The sequence below is a fragment of the Vibrio paracholerae genome (genome assembly GCF_037672085.1).
GTDB lineage: Bacteria > Pseudomonadota > Gammaproteobacteria > Enterobacterales > Vibrionaceae > Vibrio > Vibrio cholerae.
This window is the reverse complement of the sequence record NZ_JBBHLM010000002.1, coordinates 851,534-871,678: the sequence shown is the minus strand read 5'-3', so window position 1 is coordinate 871,678 and position 20,145 is coordinate 851,534. Positions and strand designations below refer to the sequence as shown.

Sequence of the window (20,145 nt, the reverse complement as noted above, 5' to 3'; positions counted from 1 at the left end):
ACCTAAAACCATCGGCTTCTATTAGGAATCAATTGGAATGAGAACAATCGGCAAGACATTAGTTTTACTAATTAAAGCCACCTTCACCTTATAAAAAATCATTGTTTATTCCCTAAGATAAAACCTAGAATTTCGCCTTAATTTTTCTATACCAAACTACTTGGTGTTGTAGGTAGACGGCCCATAAGTTCATCCCTAGAAGCATAGGTAAACTATGTGATTGGGGCGAACGCGCGTAGCCAACACCGCTGCAGCTTCAAGTAGGAAGGGTATATATCCTCTGCTGTTGAATGAGGTGATGCATGCTGCTGAGTGTTTTGTATATCATTGGGATTACGGCGGAAGCCATGACCGGAGCTTTGAGTGCCGGCCGTCGCAAAATGGACTGGTTTGGCGTCATGCTGGTTGCCAGCGCTACTGCGATTGGCGGTGGCACAGTGCGTGATATTTTGCTGGGCCACTACCCACTCGGCTGGGTAAAAAATCCTGAATATCTGGCGATTACTTGTGTGGCGGGCGTGCTGACCACTTGGGTCTATAAGTGGGTCATTAAGCTCAAAGGCCTGTTTATTCGTCTTGATGCGCTGGGCCTGATTGTGTTTTCGATCATCGGTACGCAAGTGGCGATGCGCATGGGATTGCACCCCGGCATCTGTTTAGTTTCTGCGGTAGTCACTGGCGTGTTTGGTGGTTTGCTGCGCGATTTAATCTGCCGTCAACCACCTTTGGTATTGCATGAAGAGTTGTACGCCTCGATTGCTCTGTTAGCATCGGGACTGTATCTCGTCTTGCTTGAGTTTGGTGTCAGTGATGTGGTGAGCACAGTGGTGACTCTGGTGGTCGGTTACACTCTGCGGATGGCTGCGGTGCGTTTTAAATGGCGTCTGCCCTCTTTCCATTTAGAAACCGAGAACTCCATTCACTAGCCTGCCCCGGCAGTAGATTAAGCGGATATGACAACGCCCTCAATCGAGGGCGTTGGGCTATTTACAGGATTTAGCGCATCACTAAATTTTCGGTGTTGTCGTTACGACACCTTGGTTCTGACCACGATGACGCAGCAGATGATCCATCAGTACAATGGCCAACATGGCTTCTGCAATTGGAACAGCGCGAATGCCGACACAAGGGTCATGACGACCTTTGGTGATAAGCTCCGTTGGCTCACCGTTGACGTCAATTGTTTCACCCGGCACGGTAATGCTGGACGTTGGCTTCAAAGCAATATTAGCGACAATATCTTGCCCGCTGGAGATGCCGCCTAAAATGCCACCGGAATGGTTAGAGCGGAAACCTTGTGGAGTGAGCGGATCACGATGTTGGCTGCCTTTTTGGCGCACCACATCAAAGCCATCACCAATCTCGACTCCTTTCACGGCGTTGATGCTCATCAAGGCATGGGCAATATCCGCATCTAAGCGATCAAACACAGGCTCACCCAGTCCAACCGGCACGCCTGTAGCGACCACTTGGATTTTCGCGCCGATCGAATCGCCTTCTTTTTTCAGCTCGCGGATCAGCTCGTCAAACGCAGCCACTTTATCGACATCAGGGCAGAAGAAATCGTTGTTTTCAATCTCATTCCAATCCACTTTATCAATCGCGACCTCCCCCATTTGCGACAAGTAAGCACGTACTTCAATGCCAAACTCTTGCTGCAGGTATTTTTTGGCAATCGCTCCCGCCGCAACACGCATGGCGGTTTCACGTGCCGATGAACGGCCGCCGCCACGGTAATCTCGCACACCGTACTTTTGATGATAGGTGTAGTCCGCATGTCCGGGACGGAATTTGTCTTTAATATCCGAATAATCTTTAGAGCGTTGGTCAGTGTTTTCGATCAATAGCCCAATCGATGTGCCTGTGGTTTTGCCCTCAAACACACCAGAGAGAATTTTGACTTCATCCGGCTCGCGACGCTGGGTGGTATAACGCGATGTGCCGGGGCGACGACGGTCAAGATCCACTTGTAAATCCGCTTCGCTGATGGTGAGCCCCGGTGGGCAACCATCGACAATACATCCCAGTGCGATACCGTGACTTTCTCCGAATGTGGTGACTCGGAAATGTTGTCCGATACTGTTTCCTGCCATGACTTCCTCAATGCACAGTGAAACTCCCGTTTCACTGATTAACTGTTCTTCGTGGCTTCATAGTGGCGTTAATGCTTGGTGATGTAAAGTCCTAAAAATGACCAGATTCGACCGTTTTCACGGGCTAATGCTGTTATTCACCACCTTGTCCAAGGTCTTTCGGCTGTTTATATGCCATAAAAAACGCCGACTCAAAGGTCGGCGTTGGCATCCATTCAGCGTGTCATCATTAATCTTTGTACAGCGCAAAATCCGCCGCACAGTCGATAAGCTGTTCACGAGTCAGCAGAAATACGCCGTGACCGCCATTTTCAAACTCTAACCACGTAAATGGGATGTGCGGGTACTGTTCCATCATATGCACCATGGAGTTACCGACCTCACACACCAAAATCCCGTTCTCTTTTAGATACAGTGGGGCATTAGCCAGAATACGGCGAGCCAGTTTCAAGCCATCACTACCCGCAGCAAGACCGAGCTCAGGTTCATGGCGGAACTCACTCGGCAAGCTATCCATATCTTCCTGATCCACATAAGGTGGATTGGTCACAATCAGGTCATACTGCTCTTGTGGCAAATCACGGAACAGATCGGAACGGATAGGGAAAACTTGCTGTTCTAGACCGTGATCTTGAATGTTTTGCTCGGCGACGTTCAGCGCATCGACTGAAATATCAATCGCATCGACTTCTGCTTCTGGGAAAGCATTGGCACAAGCAATCGCGATACAACCGCTGCCAGTACACAGATCCATGATGCGGGTTGGCTCTTCTGTCAACCAAGGTTCAAAGCGGTTTTGGATCAGCTCACCGATCGGCGAACGCGGAACCAGTACTCGCGAGTCAACGAAAAACTCAAGGCCACAAAACCACGCTTTGTTGGTCAGATACGCCACGGGGGTACGATCGTTAATACGTTTGATCACGCGTTCTACCACACGTAAACGCTCGCTGCTGGTTAAGCGCGAACTCAGCACATGCGGAGGCACATCAATCGGCAGATAGAGCGTTGGCAGAATGAGTTGTACCGCTTCATCCCAAGCGTTGTCCGTGCCTTGACCATAAAACAGGTTCGCAGCGTTAAATCGACTCACAGTCCAACGAATCATGTCTTGCAAGGTATGCAGTTCAGAAACCGCTTCCTCAACGAAAATCTTATCCAAAATTGCCTCCAAAAAGCGCTACAATACCGCGTCATCCATTTACAGTAACAAAAACACGTCACCCTAATGAGCAAAAACGATCACCGAATTACCCATAACAACAACGATAAAGATAATCTTGACGACGATTTCTCACTGTTTCGTGACGAAGTAAAGGGCGTAAAAAAGTTGCGTCAGGATACCATACTCCACGCACCAAACAGAAATCCCAAGCAAAAAGAAATCCGCCGTACCGAGCGTGAAGCCTCCGACAATGATTTCTATTTTTCTGACGAGTTTATGCCTCATCTGACCGATGAAGGGCCGACCCGTTATGCGCGCAGTGATGTCTCCAAGTACGAAGTGAAAAGGCTACGCCGCGGTGTGTATGTGCCCGATGTGTTTTTGGATATGCACGGCATGACTCAGCAAGAAGCGAAACGCGAATTGGGAGCAATGATCGCCTACTGCCTAAAGGAGAATGTGCACTGTGCTTGTGTGCAGCACGGCATTGGCAAACACATCTTGAAACAGAACGTCCCACTCTGGTTGGCGCAGCACCCCGATGTGCTAGCATTCCACCAAGCCCCACTTGAGTTTGGCGGTGATGGCGCACTACTGGTGCTGTTGTCTATTCCTGAGAAATAGTGAATTAAAATCGATATACCCAAACTACTTGGAGTTGCAGGTAGGCGGCAAGTGAGTTCATCCCCATGAGCATAGATAACTATGTGATTGGGGTGAACGAGCGTAGCCAACACCGCTGCAGCTTCAAGTAGGCAGGGGATAGTTAGTAACGCATATCCGGTGGGATCGGCATACTCTCCTCATTGAGTTTCGGTCGCTGACCACCTTTGCGGCGATACTGTTTAAGCTGGAACACAAATGCCAACACTTGTGCGACGGCCACAAATAGGCCATCCGGAATTTGCTGCTCCAGCTCGGTAGTGTGGTACAAGGCGCGTGCTAAGGGCGGTGCAGGAACAATCGCAATGTCATATTCCCGCGCGATTTCACGGATCTTGAGTGCCATATGATCGACGCCTTTGGCTATCACCACCGGCGCTTTATCGGTGTTCTGCTTATAACGCAGTGCTACCGAAAAGTGCTCAGGGTTAGTAATGATCACATCCGCCTGTGGCAATGCAGCCATCATACGTCGCTGCGCCGCTTCACGTTGCAACATACGAATGCGCCCTTTCACCTCTGGTTTACCTTCGGTGTCTTTGTACTCGTCTTTGACTTCCTGTTTGGTCATTTTCAGTTGGTTGGCGTGCTGCCAAATCTGAAATGGGATATCAATCGCCACTACTACTAGTAACGAACAACTGATCAGCAACACAAAGTTGAGCAGAATATCCAGCGCATGGAAGATATTTTGTGGATACACATCAAGACTAAGCTGGAACAGATCTTTTTGTGAAGCTTCAATCAGATAAAAAGCAACACCAGACACCAGCAACACTTTCAAGATGGATTTGAGCAGCTCGACCCAACTTTGTAAGCCAAACATTCGCTTTAAGCCACTGAGCGGATTCATTTTTGATAGTTTGGGCATTGCAGCTTCAGCGGAAAAATTGATCCCCCCGACCCCCGCAGCACCGATTAAGGCAGCAACAAATAGGGTGGTCAGGATCATGAGCAAGGGCAACAGCAGGTTGACTAGTGAGCCACCTATGATGTCAAACAGCTTACCAAGATCGAAAATCTCTTCACGGCTTAGCTCAAAAAGGCGCTGCATGGCCACCATCAATCCTTTGGCCAAGATCTCGCCAAACCACATCAAGGAAACCGCACCTACTACCAATACCGAGACAGAAGCCAACTCCTTCGAACGCGCAACTTGGCCTTTTTCCTTGGCCTGCTGCAACCTTCGGGGCGTGGCTTCTTCAGTCCTTTCTTGTCCGTCGGATTCTGCCAAATCAGCCTCCTAACAATTTAAGCGAATAAGACGGCAAACCTGCTCCTCCGCCTCTTGCCAATAAATATCGTAGTGGGTGTACAAACCGTGGACGATATACCAACAGAGCAATAACCCCACCAAAAGTGCAAAGGAAAAACCGAGCGAGAAAATGTTGAGCTGCGGCGCAGCACGAGTCATTACGCCAAAGGAAAGGTTTACAGTTAACAACGCAACAATGCCCGACAGCGAGACGGCCAATGACGCTTTAAACATAATGCCGAGCCACAGCGCTAATTCACGAAAATCCACCGTCGTTAAAGAGCCGCTGCCAATCGGTAAACTTTTAAAACTGAAGACGACCAGTTGGATCATTTTCAAATGGCCATCACTGACAAGGAAAAACAGCGTAGCCAGTAACATAAAAAGCTGACCGAGTAGCGGAGTATTTTGTCCGTTGGCTGGGTCGACCATGGAGGCAAAACCTAAGCTCGATTGCATACCAAGGATTTGGCCGAGCATAACAAATATTTGCACCAAAAACTGGGTGACCATGCCCATCGCTACACCAATCACAATCTGCTCGAAGGTGATCATGAATCCTTGTAGCGAGAGCAATGCAATATCGGAAGGTACAGCCGGAATTGCAGGCATCATCGCAAAAGTGAGCGCTAACCCCAAGTAAAGACGTACCCGCGCAGGCACAAAGCGTGCGCCAGTGACTGTCATCACCATCAACATGGCCGCAATGCGCGTGTACGGCCAAAAATAGTTGGCGATGAAATCAAGCACGACACTGGCGGGATATTCCATAGGGACTCCTAGTACAGAACCTGCGGCAAGCGTTCAATCATGCTGTAGAAAAAGTCCATTAGCATTTGCGTCATCCAGTGCCCAAAAAACATCAGCGCTAATAGGGTAATAATGAGACGCGGCAAAAAACTCAGTGTCTGTTCGTTAATCGAGGTGGCCGCCTGAAAAATGGCGACGACCAAACCCACCAATAAGCTAGGAATGATGATGGCACACACCATGATCAGTACCAGCCAGAGTGACTCTTTAAACAGCTCAACAAATATCTCTGGTGTCATGTGCCCTCCCCGCTACAAGGCAAAACTGCCCGCCAAGGTCGACAGGATAAGGTTCCAACCATCCACCAACACGAACAACATCAATTTAAACGGCAAAGAGACAATCATGGGCGAGAGCATCATCATACCCATAGCCATGAGCACTGAAGCTACAACTAAGTCAATGATCAAAAAAGGTAAAAACAGCATAAAGCCGATTTGGAAGGCCGTTTTTAACTCTGAGGTAATAAAAGCAGGGATCAGCACCGCCATCGAGACTTGCTCAGGCGCGGTCACTTGTGCACCAGACATTTCTACAAAGGTTTCCAGATCGTTGACTCGGGTCTGTTTGAGCATAAAGGCTTTGAGTGGCTCTTGCGCTAAATCAAACGCTTGGCGTGCAGTGATTTGCTCATTGAGATAAGGCTGCACCGCTTGTTCATTAATCTGGTTAAACACTGGCGCCATAATGAAAAAGGTCAGAAACAACGCTATACCGATAATCACTTGGTTGGATGGCGTTTGTTGCAAGCCCATCGCTTGACGCAGAATAGACATCACCACCACGATCCGGGTGAATGAGGTCATTAAAATCACCATGGCTGGCAAGAAGCCGAGCATGGTCATCAAAGCAAGAATTTGCAGGTTTATCGAGTAATCTTCACTGCCATCGGGATTGGTGGTCATGGTAAATGCGGGAATTCCACCTCCACCACTGCTACTACCTAACGCGATGGTTTTGGCATTCCCCCGCTCTTTTTCTAGCGCCGTCACCGTGACAGAGGAAGCTCCGGCAGCGGTGGATGGAATTGCGGTATTCAGCGGCTCTTCTGCAAAAGCGAGCGAGGTAAAACCAAGCAACCCAGAAAGCAGCCAAGTAAGAAATCCTGTCGTCAACCAAGAGGTCAAATTAAGTCTTTGAGTCCGTTTCATGTTTTTTCAGTAGCTGCATCAACTGGTGAGAAAAGGCGGTTGCTGGCAGCTCCTCCTGTATGAGTGGATTATCGAGTTTGGCCAGCAGTTGAATTGACTGAGTGGTCACCCCAATCAAATACTGATCGTCGCCCACTTGGATGATCATCACCCGCTCTCGGGTGCCAACGGGTAACTGTTTGATGATACTCAGCCCTTTTTGCTGACCGAAAGCCGGTACACGCATGCGTTTGAGTAGCCAAGCCAGTAACAATATCAGAGCAATAACGAACAAAAGCGACCCCAAGGTGGTCGCTAAATCCAGTTGGCTGCTGGTGGCAGCCACCCCAGGGACAGGGATAAGAAACAGAGCCGCCAATTTTCGCATTGGCTATCTCAATTTCTTGATACGTTCAGTTTGACTTATCACGTCGGTAAGGCGGATACCAAATTTATCGTTTACCACCACAACTTCGCCATGGGCGATCAGAGTGCCGTTAACCATCACATCCAGTGACTCACCGGCAATCCGATCTAACTCCACCACCGAACCTTGGTTCAGTTGCAGCAGGTTACGAATGCTGATTTTAGAGCGCCCGACTTCCATCGAGATGGTTACCGGAATATCCATAATGGTATCGAGCTTACGACGCTCATCATCCGTAATTGGAGGCGCTGTGTTTTTCAGCTCTTCAAGTGGTGCGGCTAAGATTTCATCCACATCAATATCAGGCGCATTAGGGTCTTCCCCCAGTGCGGCAGCCCACTCTTCGGCCAGTCTTTCATCTTCGCTTTTTGCCATCTTCAACTACCTATTGGTTCTCTTTATTATCCGCTGTTATCGAGCGCTCAATCCGACATGGTAGAACGGATCACTCGATTTCATCTTCTGCGTTTTCAAACTCAGCAATAATGTCTTTATCAAGGAACGCGAGATCCGTTTTCACCACATCTGGGCGTTTAATTTTCTCAGAAACTTGTACTGCGAGTTTTTCACCCGAGCGTCCCATTTTCACACGATAAGTCGGCAGCTCTTCAATAAACATCACCGCATGTTCTGGCATTTTGATCGGGATAACATCCCCAACTTGCAACTCCATCAAATCGCGCAGCGCAATATCCATTTCCAGTAAGTTCACTCGGAAATTGACTGGCACATCCATGATCTCTTCGCGCAGAGCCGAACTCCACCGCACGTCGGTTTCCATTTTGTCCGATTGCACACCCGCATCCAGCAGTTCACGGATCGGTTCTACCATCGAATACGGCATGACCATGTGGAAATCGCCACCGCCGCCATCCACTTCAACGTGGAAGGAGCTGACGACAATCACTTCGGTTGGGCTGACGATGTTCGCCATGCTCGGGTTCACTTCGGAATCGAGGTATTCAAACTCCACCCCCATGACGGGCGACCACGCATCTTTGTAGTCGGCAAACACGATTTTGAGCAGCAGTTGAATAACCCGCCGTTCGGTTGGAGTAAATTCACGCCCTTCAATTCGCGCATGATAACGACCGTCGCCACCGAAGAAGTTTTCTACCAGAATGAACACCAAACGCGCTTCCATGGTCACCAAGGCGGTGCCCTTGAGAGGACGAAAACGCACCATGTTCAAACTGGTGGGGACATATAAGGTATTTTGGTATTCACCAAATTTCATCATCTGCACGCCGTTGATCGACACTTCTGCGGTTTTACGCAGCATGTTGAACAGACTGATGCGCAGATGGCGAGCAAAACGTTCATTGATAAGCTCCAGAGTCGGCATTCGACCCCGGACGATACGATCTTGGGAAGAAAAATCAAAATTCGCGGCACCGGGGCCCGATTTGGGTAATTCCTCTTCTTCCTCATCTACGCTGTCAACGCCATGAAGCAGCGCATCAATTTCGTCTTGGCTTAATAAATCAGTCACATCTCACCTATTGCATTACAAAGTCGGTAAACAGCACTTTCTCAATAACGGGTTTGCCTACCGCTTGGTTGAGTGCGGCTTTGATGTCTTCGGTGGCTTTATCACGCAGCTCAATACGGCCATTGGAGGTGCGCAATTGCTCCACCGTTGCAGAAGCAAAAGTAGCGAGCAAGGAGCTTTCCACCAAAGGTGAATGGTAACGAGCCAAGCTCTCATTTTGCGAGCCACGCACCATTAACTGAACTTTGATTTGCACTAAGCGATCTCTGGCATCGCCAGTCACGTTAAACACAAAAGGCTGTGCGATATTGACATAAGCAACCGGATCGGTTTTGCCTGACGATTTTTGTGTCACCGCCTCAACATCTTCTCCTGTGGTCGGTTCTTCTCCTCCCATCATGAAGAATGCCGCGCCACCGCCTCCCACTAACAAGACCACAACTGCAATAATGATGATCAGTAGCTTACTTTTACCTTTCGGCGCTTCTGTACCTTGTTCTTCTTCGGCCATAACAATTGCCTCTGTATGTGGTTAATTTTGTATAAGTTTAAACGTAATAACTGATTCCATCACGCTTTGTTGCCACATTCAAATCAAGTTTGATGTCAGTATCAAGGTTTTCTTCGCTATTGAGCCTTTCATTGCGTGCGCTTTGAACAAAACCAGACTGCTCTTGTCCTGTATAACGCTGCTGTTGTCCCGCACTTTGTTGCTGAACCGAGGTATCGCCCAACTGGACGCCTTGCTGCGCCAACATTTCACGCAGCCTTGGCATAGTTTGTTCTAACACCTCACGTGCGTGTTGGTTCGCGACGGTGAAATGCACGGTCGCGCCATCACCTTGCATGTTCATGCGAATATGCATCCGCCCCAATTCCGGTGGATCCAGCCGAATATCGATATTTTTCAAGTTCTTCGACATCATCATCTGCACACGTTCAGCCAACTGATCGGCAGCCATCTCTTTATTCAGTGGAACAGGAGTAGCATTGGTTTGTACCAGTTGCGACTCAGCACGGTTGAGTGCTTGGTTTTGTGCCGTACCTTGTCCTGCTGCCGCTGCGATTTGCTGGGCTAAGCCTTCTTGTCCTGATTCACTCACAGCACGACGTTCGTCACTGCCCGCTAAAGCTCGGCCACCTAATGCTGCCAGCATGGCAGAGCTGGCGGCAAGCTCAGGATTCACCGTCGCGGCAGGATTTAGCATTGGATTGGCTGCTACCGTTTGAGGCGCTAGTGCCGCCATATCGATAGGCATCGCCGCCGTAGGATTCATTGGCAGCGCCGCGGTGCCCGTTTGCTGCGCCGTTAAATGGGCTGGCGTTAACCCTTGCGCGACTGACTGAGCCAGCGCATTAGGCACTGGGGCTTTCGCTTTGCTCCCTTCTTCGAGCATGGCTTTCAGTTCCGGAGTCAGCGCCGCCAACTCATTGTCAGTCGGTATTGGCGTGCCCCAAGGAATCGCCACTTTGCCCGTTTCTGTTGCAGAAGTTGGCAGATTAAGCCCTTCATCAGCCATAATTGATGCCGGATTGAGCACTGATTGAGTCAATGGTGTCGCTTTCGGCGCTTGACTTTGAGCTATAAGTGCCTCACTTACCTCAGAGCTTGGGCTTGCCAAAGCCGCGTGATTAGCGAGTGTTTGTGGCATTCCCTCAAGCATTGCCCCCTCAACAGGTTCGGCGTGTACTGTGTTTGCCGACGCCAATGCAGCGCCTGACAATCCACCCGCTAATGCACCGCCTATCAAAGCGCTTGCCATCCATTCATCTTGTGCTGTTTTATCTTCAGTGGCAGCCGAGTCTAAGGCCGCAGCATCAAGGTCAGCAGTGGCAGATTGAATCGGTAAAACCTCTTCATACTGCGTCGCATTCAGTAACCTGTCGGGATGTTGTGAGTCCAATGCTTGGCCATGCTGCGCTGGCAAAGTTTTGCCGTTGGTTTTGATCAGCGTTTGGTTCGCCTCTTGCAAACGCCCCAATAATTCATCCCCCTCACTCATCACCTGTGCCGTTTTGCGTTGTAACTCACCACTCACTGACTCGTCAGCGTTCGTTACCCACTTGGCGAGCGAAGCCGGTATGGGTGCATTTGAGCCTTGTTCATCTTGCTTAACTGGCGCAGCTTTAGCGGAAATCGCTTCACCATTTTCTAATGATGGCGCTTTCTGAGCCGATTTTATGGTGTCGACAGATGGGCTTTCATCACTGGCAGCCTCCACTTCGTTGGTTCCAAACAGAGCGTCATCCATCTCTGTTGCTAAAACCGCCTCATTGTCGGCGTCTAGGGCTGCATTGCTATTCACTTGAGCTTCGGCCTCACCATCAGTCTGAGTCGCTCTGGCAACAGGGGTATCCGAAGCGGTTTTACTGCCGAAAATAAGAGCGTGTAACTGTGCAAAAAAACCACCAGAGGACTCCGTCGCCGCGGCATCCGTACTGGCAGCGCTACTTTTTGCCGTTGGAGCTATTTTACTCGGTTCAACCGGGGGGGTGAGATTCACATTCATATTCGCTACTCGCACAGTGGAATTGAAGTCTGAGCATGACCTGCGCAGATCAACTCATCAGTAACAGGTTGGGGTTAGCGCCCTTTTGAGAAAATCTAGCAAAAAGTAAGCCAAGTGAGGGTTTCATTGTGACCCCAAAGAGAACATCGTGCCGCGATACCGGTTTTAAGCCAAAACTTATCAGGAGAGCCGGCGGCGATTGAACATCAAGGTCGAAAATTCATCCATCTGTTTCTGCTCGCGTTTTTCTTGCAATAGCTGACGTTCAGTTTGTTTTTTTTCCAGCAGCCATTGATAGGATTTCCGTTTTTGACGCATGTTCATCCAGTGTTGTTCACAGTTTTCGACTTGCAGACGAAAATGCTGCTCCGCGCTTTTTTGTTTAGCTAAGGTTTCATCGAGCTGAATAAGAAATCGGTTAAGGTGCCCATATTGACTGGCGGTTAATCCCGATTTGCCACGCTCAACCAACTGTTGACAATACTCTAAGCGGTACTGTTCAATTTGACGCAATTGATGATAGTAACTTTCCAGCTCGCTGCGAGCTTTGCTAAGCGCCAACACCGCTTTAGCTTCGTTTTCCTGAGCTTGTTCGAGCAGAAAATCTAACGCGTTATCCATTTCAGAGCTCCAAGTTACGAGCTGAGTACATGGCGCAGCATGTTGACGCACATGTCATAAGGCACCGTTTCTTTCATGGCTTGCTGCAAGTACTGATCCAATTTCGGTTTGAGGGTGAAAGCCGCATCAATCGCTTTGTCGGTGCCCGGTTTGTAGGCACCAATCGAGACTAAGTCTTGATTCTTACGACACACGGAAAGGATCTGCCGAACCGCTTTCGACATCAGTAAATGCTCATCGGTGGTGATTTGTGGCATAACCCGGCTGACGGATTTTTCGACATCAATCGCCGGATAGTGCCCTGCATCGGCCATTTCCCGCGATAACACGATATGACCATCCAAGATCGCGCGCGAGGCATCCGCAATCGGATCTTGTAAGTCATCCCCTTCGGTCAATACGGTGAAAAATGCGGTGATAGAACCTTGGTGTGGGCCGCCATTACCAGCGCGCTCAACCAGTGCTGGTAGTTTGGCAAACACTGATGGTGGATAACCTTTGGTCGCGGGGGGCTCTCCGACGGACAGTGCAATCTCACGCTGCGCTTGCGCAAAACGCGTGAGTGAATCCATCAACAGCAGCACATCCAAACCTTGATCGCGAAAATACTCGGCAATAGTCAGAGCCGTTTGGCACCCTTTTAAACGCATCAGCGGCGAGGAATCAGCAGGAGCGGCCACCACCACGGAGCGCTGGCGACCATCAACCCCGAGGATCTCTTCGATAAACTCTTTGACTTCACGTCCCCGCTCACCAATCAACCCCACCACCACAACTTGCGCTGTGGTGCCTCGGGTCATCATGCCGAGTGTGACCGATTTACCGACACCGGAACCTGCAAACAAGCCAATCCGTTGTCCTTTACCGACCGTCAGTAAACCGTTGATCGCCTTGATGCCAACATCCAGAGGTTCGTTGATCGGTTTACGTGCCAGTGGGTTAATCGGCATAGCGTTGAGTGAAGCGCGTTGTTCGGTATAAATCGGACCTAAACCATCGAGCGGGTTACCCACGCCATCAATCACGCGTCCCAGCAGTTCCATACCGACGGGCAAGCCTGATTCGGTGGTGACAGGAGTCACTTTGGCTCCGGGAAGGACACCGATGATCTGTTCACTAGGCATTAAAAAAAGATTATCGCCAGAAAAACCCACCACTTCGGCTTCCATCTCGCCGTTCATGGTTTCGACTTTACACAAACTTCCGACGGGTGCTTTGCAACCTGTGGCTTCCAGCGTCAAACCCACAACACGCACCAACTTTCCCGAAGCCATGGGTCGGGTGGTGTGTCCTTCGACTTTGTATTGGGCAAGGCGATCGGCTAACGCTAACATCGGCTACTCTCCCGGATGGTGACGGTTGATACCGCAGAAGCTTTTCAGCACGCTGCGAATCCGCTCTTCCATCCGATAGCTGACACTCGACTCGCCCGCTTCAATCTGTACATCGCCGCGACTTAAAGCTGGCTCGCTGAGTAGCGTCCAGTTACGGGTTTCGATTTCTTGTTCACCGTAGGCTTGGCGAATGATCTCCACATCTTCTGGATTGAGTTTGAGAGTAATCGCGTGCCCTGCAATCGGCAGCGCTTCGACTGAAGCTTTGACGGTATCGAGGATCACTTGTGGATTGGTTTGCACTTCAACGTGCACCACTTCTTTGGTCAACGTGAGTACCATGTCCACCAGTTGCTTTTCGACCTGAGCATTAAGCAAATCAAGGGGTTGAGCAAACTGGTTCGCCAGCGTCATAAAGGTTTTGACTTGTTCTTGAATTAAGTCTTGCCCTTGGGCAACGCCGTCTTGATAACCTTGCGTTTGCCCTTCTTGATGACCGGCTTGAAAACCTTCAGCCTTACCTTGTTCAAAGCCTTGCTGATAGCCTTCTGCTTGCCCTGACTCAAAGCCCTCTTGTTGAGCGGCAGTGCGGATCAGTGCAATCTCTTCTTCACTGAATTCGTGCTCGACGACCTGATCCGGTTCATCAAAGTTTGGGATCCAGCCCGGATCGTAATTAAACGCAGTCTGTTTAGCCGCTTTGTTACTTTCCGCACCGTAATCCGGCAGCCCCCAACGTTGAGGTGTGACCATTGCATCATCTGTACCCGGGCGAATAAAACCACGCTTTCTTTCACCAGACATTGTGATCCTCAATCATGCAGCAAGTTTTGTTTAACGTTCATCAAAATAATGCATCGAAGGAAATGGGATCGGCTTACACCGATCCCACTTGATTATAAGAATTCGTCGGCACCGCCGCCCAGCATGATCTCGCCGTTGTCGGCCATACGACGAGCGATAGACAAGATCTCTTTCTGAGCCGCTTCTACATCGGACACTTTGATCGGTGGCATCGCCTCCAAATCGTCTTTCATCATCTCAGCAGCACGTTTCGACATATTCTTGAAGATCTTCTCGCGCAGTGTATCGTCTGCCCCTTTGAGGGCTTTTTGCAAGACATCTTGCGGAACATCACGCAGCAATTTTTGGATGCCTTGATCGTCGACTTCGACCAAGTTCTCGAACACAAACATCAAATCTTGGATCTGAGTTGCCAAGTCTTCGTCTTTTTCGCGCATTCCTTCCATCAATACGCTTTCGATGTTGTTGTCCAGATAGTTCATGATGTCGGCAGCAGCTTTCAAGCCACCAATTTTGGCCGCTTGTGCCCCCGCTTGACCCGCAAATTGTTTCTCCATGATTTCGTTCAACTCGGCCAGCGCTGAAGGCTGTACTTCTTCCAAGTTAGCGATACGCATCAGCAAATCGAGAGCGTCACGCTGAGCAAACTGCGCCAAAATCTCGGCCGATTGATCCGGCTCGAGGTACGACAATACGATGGTTTGGATCTGCGGGTGCTCGTTGATAATAATGCTCGCTACTTGACGTGGATCCATCCATTTTAGTGAATCCAGACCTTTCGAGCCGGTACCAAGCAGAATTTGATCCACCAAGTTGTTGGCTTTATCCGCCCCCAACGCCGCAACCAGAGCATTACGCAGGAAGTCTTCACTGCCCATACCAATGTTGGTGTATTTTTGAATATCTTCCAAAAAGGCACGATGCACCGCTGACACTTTGGTTTGGCTTAAGTCTTTGGCGCGTGCCATGGCACTACCCACCCGCTGTACCTGTTTAGGCTCGAGGTGGCGAATGATGCCTGCGGCATCTTCTTCATTCAAACTGAGCAGCAAAATGGCTGCTTTTTCTGCACCGGGAATTTCACTGATATCAATGGTTGATTCGACCACTTCTCCACCATCTTTATTGTCTTTAGCCATTTTCCATCCAGTTCTTCACTACTTGAGCCGCGAGTTCTGGCTCGTTTGCCACCAAGGCACGTACTGCTTTCAGCACGTCCTCATCCTTGTGAAGATTCGGCAGATCAATGCCTGAACCAAATTCGAACAACTCACCGCCATCAATATCGCTGCCGATGAGGCTTGTCTCACCATCCGCGCCAATTGGCATACCGTCTGGGCCGTACATTTGGTCATCGTCATCCGCCGCTGGGTTGATAAGTTTCTTCATCGCTGGACGTACTAGCACCAAAATGACGATGATGATAACCAAGGCACTGGCGAACCAACGAACCCAATCGTTGAAGTTTGGATGTTCCCAAATTGGGACATCAACAATTTGTTCCATTTCGGGTTCAGCAAACGGCATGCTGAGGACATTCAGTAAATCTCCACGATTTTCACTATAGCCTACGGTGCCGATCAGAACCTGACGAATTGAGTTGAGGTCTGCTTCACTGAGTGGCGTGTAAGTGACTTCGCCAGTATCAGGATTGACGCTGGAACGACTCTTAACGGCCACCGCTACGGTCTGACGGTTAATCACCCCTGATTGCCTACGCTCATGGCTGATGGTGGTATCAAGTTCATAGTTACGTGTCGCTTCTTTATGCACCGACCCTTGCCCCATGACGGAGCCATCTTTCATCTGCGCTACATCTTGCGGAATCGAGGCATCGGCGGGGGGTTGGTTGCTAAGAGCGCCCGGCACCCCTGCGACAACGTTACCGTTGTTGTAATCTTCCAGCGTGTATTCACTGCGTGTGGCTGGCGTATTGGGGTCAAACACTTTACGTGTTTGCTCTACCGCGCTGAAGTCAAGCTGTATATCTACTTGAGCGGTATAGTTTCCAAGACCAAGAATGGGGATGAGTACCGAATCAATCTTGCTGCGCAATGCTTCTTCTTGCTGCTTTTCTAGCTCTTGTTCTTTACGGCGAGCTGCAGAAACGGGATCTTGTGAGCCTGAGCTGAGCAAACGACCATGCTGATCGGTCACCGTAACCCGGCTCGGCTTCATGCCCGGCACCGCACTGGCCACCATATCGACCACGGCATCAATCTCTTCTTGTTTAAGATTGGCTCCCGTGCGTACCGTCAAGAACACAGACGCTGACGCTTCTTGGTTATGACGAACAAACACACTCTGCTTTGGCAATGCAAGCAATACGCGAGCTTTGTTAACTTGGCGCATCTCTTCAATCGCTTTCGCGAGTTGACGTTCACGGCTCAGCTTGAGGCGTTCTTGTTCAAGACGCTGTGATACCCCAAAGCCCATATCTTGCATCAGAATTTCATCGCCGGCCTGACGGTTTTGGTTTAATCCCGCGCGTACCATGGAGAGTTTGAGGCTGTTGTAATCACTGACGGGCACCAAAATGGTATTGCCATCAAGTTTGTATTGCTGTTTCTGTTGATCGAGGTAATCCAAGACTGGGATCAGTTCTTCGGTTTCGTAAGCACCCAGCGGACGCATATCCGGCTCACGTACCCAGAAGAACAGCATGACGATAAGGGCAACGCAGATTGAAATAGACAGTACCAGTACCACTTGGCGCAATAAATCGAGATCACCAACGGTAAAGTCCATTTTGCTACTTTTTTCGTTGATGTCCGGATTCTGCGTGTCGTGGTCCATATCAGAGCCTGCCATCAAAGCATGCTCACCACCACTATTGGTCAACGCGAGATCGGTTGTTTGTTTATCATCGGCCACAGTCTATTACCCAAGTTATACTGGCATATTCATCAGTTCTTTGTACGCTTCGACGAGCTTATTGCGTACTTGAATGGTCGCTTCAAACGCCACACTCGATTTATTACGGGCGATCATCACATCAGAAAGAGAAATCCCTTCATCGCCACGATCAAAACGCGTCTGCATATCACTTGAGGTCTTTTGCAGGCCATTGACGTTGTTGATCGCTTTGGTCAACATGGCACCAAAGTCAGCGCCAACTTTCTGACCTGTCGATGCGGGCTGAGTGTTCATTGCCTCAAACATCATCGCCTGCATTTCGTTATTTAAACCGTCAAGTCTCATTGCTACCTCTGATGCCAATTGTTTGACTCAAAAATTCCATTCCTAACTCTAAAGAGCAATTTGTATGCCATGCCCTCAACCGGGGATATCAATCCCTGCATCACGCATTTTGGCAAGTTTGTAACGTAAAGTGCGTGGGCTAATACCTAGCTTCTCCGCCATCTCTTTACGGCGTCCCTGACATTCGGCAAGCGTATCAAGAATAATCGCAAACTCTTGGTCGCGCAGCTCACCACCCAAACCTGAACTTTGCGAACTACTGTTTTGCCCACCACCTTGCACTAAGGGCTTAAACACTTCGGGCTCTGCAACAAGTTTGATCTGCGGCGCAGCCATCGACTCTCCCGCCACCGCTTGCTGTAAGCTGCTGGCATCATGCCAATCAACCCCTTCCAGCAAAATGTGCTCACTTTGAATATGGCCGTTTTCACTTAAGATCAAAGCACGCTGCACAACGTTATCCAGCTCGCGCACATTACCCGGCCATGGGTAATTCAGCAGTTTAGTGATGGCGTTAGGCGCAATGCTTGGTACAGGTAAACCTAACTTTTTGCAGTGACGCTCAATCAGATGGTTAGCTAGCGGCTCAATATCGTCTTTACGCTCACACAAGGCTGGCCAGGTTAATGGGAACACATTCAAACGGTAGTACAAGTCTTCACGGAAATGTCCGGCTTGCACATACTGTTTCAAGTCACGGTTACTGGTTGCGAGCACGCGCACATCGAGCTTGATGCTTTTGCGGCTCCCTAAGCGCTCCACTTCCCGCTCTTGCAGTACCCGCAGCAGTTTCGCTTGCAGATTGAGATCCATTTCGCTGATCTCATCGAGCAAAATAGTGCCACCTTGGGCTTGTTCAAACTTACCTGGACACGCTTGTACGGCTCCAGTAAACGCGCCTTTCTCATAACCGAACAGCGTTGCTTCTAACATGTTGTCAGGAATTGCTGCGCAGTTAATCGCAATAAATGGCCCCTCTTTACGAGGAGAGGCATTGTGGATATAACGTGACATCACTTCTTTACCTGAGCCGCTTGGCCCCAAAATCATCACGTTGGCATCGGTCTTCGCCACTTTATCGGCTAAGGCAAGCAGTTTGAGGCTTTTCGTATCCGCGACCACAGCATCGCCGTTGTCATCTGACTTTACTGGCGCGTAACGGCTGACCATGTTCAGTAGCACTTCTGGTGCAAAAGGCTTGGCCATGTAGTCAATCGCACCATCTTTCATGGCAGATACGGCATCTTGAATATTGGCGTAAGCGGTCATCAGCAGTACGGGTAAATTCGGCCAGTGCTGTTTGATACTGCGTAGCAGAGCGAGTCCACCCATGCCTGCCATTTGCACATCAGACACCACAATATCGACACTGTGTGATTTGAGTTTGAGCAGGGCATCTTCTGCACAATCGGCTTCCAGCCACTCATAACCCGCTAAAGCTAAGGTGTCGATCAACGCTTCGCGAAGACCTTCGTCATCTTCTACGATTAAGACTTTGCTTTGAGCCATCTTCACTCTCCAGTCTCTGAGTTTGAGCTATCTGCCTGACGTTCAAGGGGAATGCACATGGTAAAACAAGCGCCCTCTCCCTCCTCGGATATCAGTTCCAACCGCCCACCGTGGGCGCGACACACCATCTGCACTACTGCTAAGCCAAGGCCGGTGCCTTGTGAGCGAGTGGTAAAAAAGGGTTCCATGATTTTGTGCTGCAACGACTCTGGCACACCGGGGCCGTTATCTTGCACGGAAATTTTAAGTTCGCTATTCACTGGGCGGAAAAACACATCTATTTGTGAGCCTTTCCCCGCAATTTGCAGCGCATTCATCACCAAATTACTCAGTGCGGAAGCCAAAGCATTGGCATTACCCAGCAACATGGTCTCTTCGCTTTCGACTTCTTGCCCGTAATCGATCTGATTATTTTTCAGCGCCGTTTCGACCATAGGCATAAATTCGGCGGCCAAATCACCAATCGAGAAAGGCATCACCACCTTATTATCGCCACCTTTGGCAAACAGCAGCATGTCGTTAACTTGCTTTTCCAAATCGTGCAGTCGGTCAACCAACTTACTTTGAAAACGCTCACGAGTAGCAGGCGGTAAATTCGGTGCTGCGAGATTCGCGGCATACAGCATGGCACTGGACAGTGGCGTTCGCACTTGGTGAGCCAATGACGCCACCATGCGTCCCAAGGAAGAGAGACGTTGCAGATCACTGATCCGTGATTGCAATAGGCGAGTTTCCGTCAAGTCGGTGATCAAAATGAGCTGACCCGTTGTCGAGGCGGAGATCGCCAAGCGCACTTTGCGTCCATTGCGCAGCGAGATTTCATGACCATCATCGTCACGCGGGGCAAAAGCAATCTGGATCACGCTGTACCATTTTTCACCCACGAGCGGTACATCCAGTAAACGCTGTGCTTCTGGGTTGGCTTCACGCACTATGCCTTGGGTATCGAGCAAAATCACCCCGGCGGGCATCACATCCAATACCTGTTTATAGCGCTCAACTTGATCTTCTAACGAGTCCAAATGGGAATGCTGCTCTTGCACTGCGCTGTTCATCATTCACTCTCTGTTTTTAAATGCAACAATGGCTTGGCACGCAAGAGTCATGCCAAGCCATTCATGTTTAAAATCA

Annotated in this window: 21 protein-coding genes; 2 read left to right on the top strand and 19 right to left on the bottom strand. The window is 49.7% G+C overall.

Features of this window, described 5'->3' with window-relative positions; genetic code table 11:
- The first annotated feature begins 302 nt into the window (after positions 1-302).
- On the top strand, positions 303-926 hold the full coding sequence (locus R4537_RS09385; protein ID WP_000927466.1) for a trimeric intracellular cation channel family protein: 624 nt from the start codon (positions 303-305) through the stop codon (positions 924-926).
- Positions 927-1,007: 81 nt separating this feature from the next.
- On the opposite strand, the gene aroC is transcribed toward R4537_RS09385, so the two are convergent.
- Positions 1,008-2,093, bottom strand: coding sequence for a chorismate synthase (gene aroC, locus R4537_RS09380; RefSeq protein WP_000918437.1), 1,086 nt, complete (start codon positions 2,091-2,093; stop codon positions 1,008-1,010).
- Between the two features lie 229 nt (positions 2,094-2,322).
- The gene (prmB, locus tag R4537_RS09375; RefSeq protein WP_000357782.1) at positions 2,323-3,255 is read right to left on the bottom strand and encodes a 50S ribosomal protein L3 N(5)-glutamine methyltransferase; all 933 of its coding nucleotides are present in this window, start codon (positions 3,253-3,255) and stop codon (positions 2,323-2,325) included.
- A 66-nt stretch (positions 3,256-3,321) separates the two neighbouring features.
- Between prmB and smrB the strand changes: the two genes are divergently transcribed.
- Positions 3,322-3,882: an endonuclease SmrB gene (smrB, locus tag R4537_RS09370; protein ID WP_000041524.1), complete on the top strand. Its 561-nt coding sequence runs from the start codon at positions 3,322-3,324 to the stop codon at positions 3,880-3,882.
- A gap of 142 nt (positions 3,883-4,024) precedes the next feature.
- Here the strand turns inward: smrB and flhB are convergent, their stop codons facing one another.
- From flhB to R4537_RS09280, 17 genes are all read right to left on the bottom strand, one after another.
- A complete protein-coding gene (gene flhB, locus R4537_RS09365) occupies positions 4,025-5,155 on the bottom strand; it encodes a flagellar biosynthesis protein FlhB (RefSeq protein ID WP_071177871.1) in 1,131 nt (376 codons plus the stop codon).
- A gap of 9 nt (positions 5,156-5,164) precedes the next feature.
- Entirely contained in the window at positions 5,165-5,947 is a 783-nt protein-coding gene (fliR, locus tag R4537_RS09360; protein WP_071177872.1) for a flagellar biosynthetic protein FliR, read from the bottom strand.
- An 8-nt stretch (positions 5,948-5,955) separates the two neighbouring features.
- Positions 5,956-6,225, bottom strand: coding sequence for a flagellar biosynthesis protein FliQ (fliQ, locus tag R4537_RS09355; RefSeq protein ID WP_071177873.1), 270 nt, complete (start codon positions 6,223-6,225; stop codon positions 5,956-5,958).
- A 12-nt stretch (positions 6,226-6,237) separates the two neighbouring features.
- On the bottom strand, positions 6,238-7,137 hold the full coding sequence (gene fliP / locus R4537_RS09350) for a flagellar type III secretion system pore protein FliP (RefSeq protein ID WP_071177874.1): 900 nt from the start codon (positions 7,135-7,137) through the stop codon (positions 6,238-6,240).
- Positions 7,115-7,504, bottom strand: a complete 390-nt coding sequence (fliO, locus tag R4537_RS09345) for a flagellar biosynthetic protein FliO (protein ID WP_071177875.1) — start codon at positions 7,502-7,504, stop codon at positions 7,115-7,117. Before fliO ends, fliP begins: the two co-directional genes overlap by 23 nt.
- Positions 7,505-7,507: 3 nt before the next feature.
- On the bottom strand, positions 7,508-7,918 hold the full coding sequence (gene fliN / locus R4537_RS09340) for a flagellar motor switch protein FliN (RefSeq protein WP_001129786.1): 411 nt from the start codon (positions 7,916-7,918) through the stop codon (positions 7,508-7,510).
- A 70-nt stretch (positions 7,919-7,988) separates the two neighbouring features.
- A complete protein-coding gene (fliM, locus tag R4537_RS09335) occupies positions 7,989-9,035 on the bottom strand; it encodes a flagellar motor switch protein FliM (protein ID WP_071177876.1) in 1,047 nt (348 codons plus the stop codon).
- 7 nt (positions 9,036-9,042) lie between these two features.
- Positions 9,043-9,546, bottom strand: coding sequence for a flagellar basal body-associated protein FliL (gene fliL, locus R4537_RS09330; RefSeq protein WP_071177877.1), 504 nt, complete (start codon positions 9,544-9,546; stop codon positions 9,043-9,045).
- Positions 9,547-9,583: 37 nt separating this feature from the next.
- Positions 9,584-11,545, bottom strand: a complete 1,962-nt coding sequence (locus R4537_RS09325) for a flagellar hook-length control protein FliK (protein WP_071177878.1) — start codon at positions 11,543-11,545, stop codon at positions 9,584-9,586.
- A gap of 180 nt (positions 11,546-11,725) precedes the next feature.
- The gene (gene fliJ, locus R4537_RS09315; RefSeq protein ID WP_071177879.1) at positions 11,726-12,166 is read right to left on the bottom strand and encodes a flagellar export protein FliJ; all 441 of its coding nucleotides are present in this window, start codon (positions 12,164-12,166) and stop codon (positions 11,726-11,728) included.
- Between the two features lie 14 nt (positions 12,167-12,180).
- On the bottom strand, positions 12,181-13,500 hold the full coding sequence (gene fliI, locus R4537_RS09310; RefSeq protein ID WP_071177880.1) for a flagellar protein export ATPase FliI: 1,320 nt from the start codon (positions 13,498-13,500) through the stop codon (positions 12,181-12,183).
- A 3-nt stretch (positions 13,501-13,503) separates the two neighbouring features.
- Positions 13,504-14,304 carry a flagellar assembly protein FliH gene (gene fliH, locus R4537_RS09305; RefSeq protein ID WP_071177881.1) on the bottom strand — a complete coding sequence of 267 codons (801 nt, stop codon included), beginning with the start codon at positions 14,302-14,304 and terminating at the stop codon, positions 13,504-13,506.
- 92 nt (positions 14,305-14,396) lie between these two features.
- Positions 14,397-15,443, bottom strand: a complete 1,047-nt coding sequence (fliG, locus tag R4537_RS09300; RefSeq protein WP_071177882.1) for a flagellar motor switch protein FliG — start codon at positions 15,441-15,443, stop codon at positions 14,397-14,399.
- Positions 15,436-17,178: a flagellar basal-body MS-ring/collar protein FliF gene (gene fliF, locus R4537_RS09295; RefSeq protein ID WP_071177883.1), complete on the bottom strand. Its 1,743-nt coding sequence runs from the start codon at positions 17,176-17,178 to the stop codon at positions 15,436-15,438. The genes fliG and fliF overlap by 8 nt, the downstream gene beginning before the upstream one ends.
- 15 nt (positions 17,179-17,193) lie before the next feature.
- Complete coding sequence (gene fliE, locus R4537_RS09290) at positions 17,194-17,505, bottom strand: flagellar hook-basal body complex protein FliE (protein WP_001234824.1); 312 nt, start codon at positions 17,503-17,505, stop codon at positions 17,194-17,196.
- A gap of 75 nt (positions 17,506-17,580) precedes the next feature.
- A complete protein-coding gene (locus tag R4537_RS09285; RefSeq protein WP_071177884.1) occupies positions 17,581-19,014 on the bottom strand; it encodes a sigma-54-dependent transcriptional regulator in 1,434 nt (477 codons plus the stop codon).
- Between the two features lie 2 nt (positions 19,015-19,016).
- On the bottom strand, positions 19,017-20,072 hold the full coding sequence (locus R4537_RS09280; RefSeq protein WP_071177885.1) for a sensor histidine kinase: 1,056 nt from the start codon (positions 20,070-20,072) through the stop codon (positions 19,017-19,019).
- Between the last annotated feature and the right edge of the window lie 73 nt (positions 20,073-20,145).

Bases quoted from the DNA above. Each gene is read 5' to 3' on its own strand.
- R4537_RS09385 (WP_000927466.1), top strand. From the start codon at position 303: ATGCTGCTGAGTGTTTTGTATATCATTGGGATTACGGCGGAAGCCATG.
- aroC (WP_000918437.1), bottom strand. From the start codon at position 2,093: ATGGCAGGAAACAGTATCGGACAACATTTCCGAGTCACCACATTCGGA.
- smrB (WP_000041524.1), top strand. From the start codon at position 3,322: ATGAGCAAAAACGATCACCGAATTACCCATAACAACAACGATAAAGAT.
- fliR (WP_071177872.1), bottom strand. From the start codon at position 5,947: ATGGAATATCCCGCCAGTGTCGTGCTTGATTTCATCGCCAACTATTTT.
- fliQ (WP_071177873.1), bottom strand. From the start codon at position 6,225: ATGACACCAGAGATATTTGTTGAGCTGTTTAAAGAGTCACTCTGGCTG.
- fliP (WP_071177874.1), bottom strand. From the start codon at position 7,137: ATGAAACGGACTCAAAGACTTAATTTGACCTCTTGGTTGACGACAGGA.
- fliO (WP_071177875.1), bottom strand. From the start codon at position 7,504: ATGCGAAAATTGGCGGCTCTGTTTCTTATCCCTGTCCCTGGGGTGGCT.
- fliN (WP_001129786.1), bottom strand. From the start codon at position 7,918: ATGGCAAAAAGCGAAGATGAAAGACTGGCCGAAGAGTGGGCTGCCGCA.
- fliL (WP_071177877.1), bottom strand. From the start codon at position 9,546: ATGGCCGAAGAAGAACAAGGTACAGAAGCGCCGAAAGGTAAAAGTAAG.
- R4537_RS09325 (WP_071177878.1), bottom strand. From the start codon at position 11,545: ATGAATGTGAATCTCACCCCCCCGGTTGAACCGAGTAAAATAGCTCCA.
- fliJ (WP_071177879.1), bottom strand. From the start codon at position 12,166: ATGGATAACGCGTTAGATTTTCTGCTCGAACAAGCTCAGGAAAACGAA.
- fliI (WP_071177880.1), bottom strand. From the start codon at position 13,500: ATGTTAGCGTTAGCCGATCGCCTTGCCCAATACAAAGTCGAAGGACAC.
- fliH (WP_071177881.1), bottom strand. From the start codon at position 14,304: ATGTCTGGTGAAAGAAAGCGTGGTTTTATTCGCCCGGGTACAGATGAT.
- fliG (WP_071177882.1), bottom strand. From the start codon at position 15,443: ATGGCTAAAGACAATAAAGATGGTGGAGAAGTGGTCGAATCAACCATT.
- fliE (WP_001234824.1), bottom strand. From the start codon at position 17,505: ATGAGACTTGACGGTTTAAATAACGAAATGCAGGCGATGATGTTTGAG.
- R4537_RS09285 (WP_071177884.1), bottom strand. From the start codon at position 19,014: ATGGCTCAAAGCAAAGTCTTAATCGTAGAAGATGACGAAGGTCTTCGC.
- R4537_RS09280 (WP_071177885.1), bottom strand. From the start codon at position 20,072: ATGATGAACAGCGCAGTGCAAGAGCAGCATTCCCATTTGGACTCGTTA.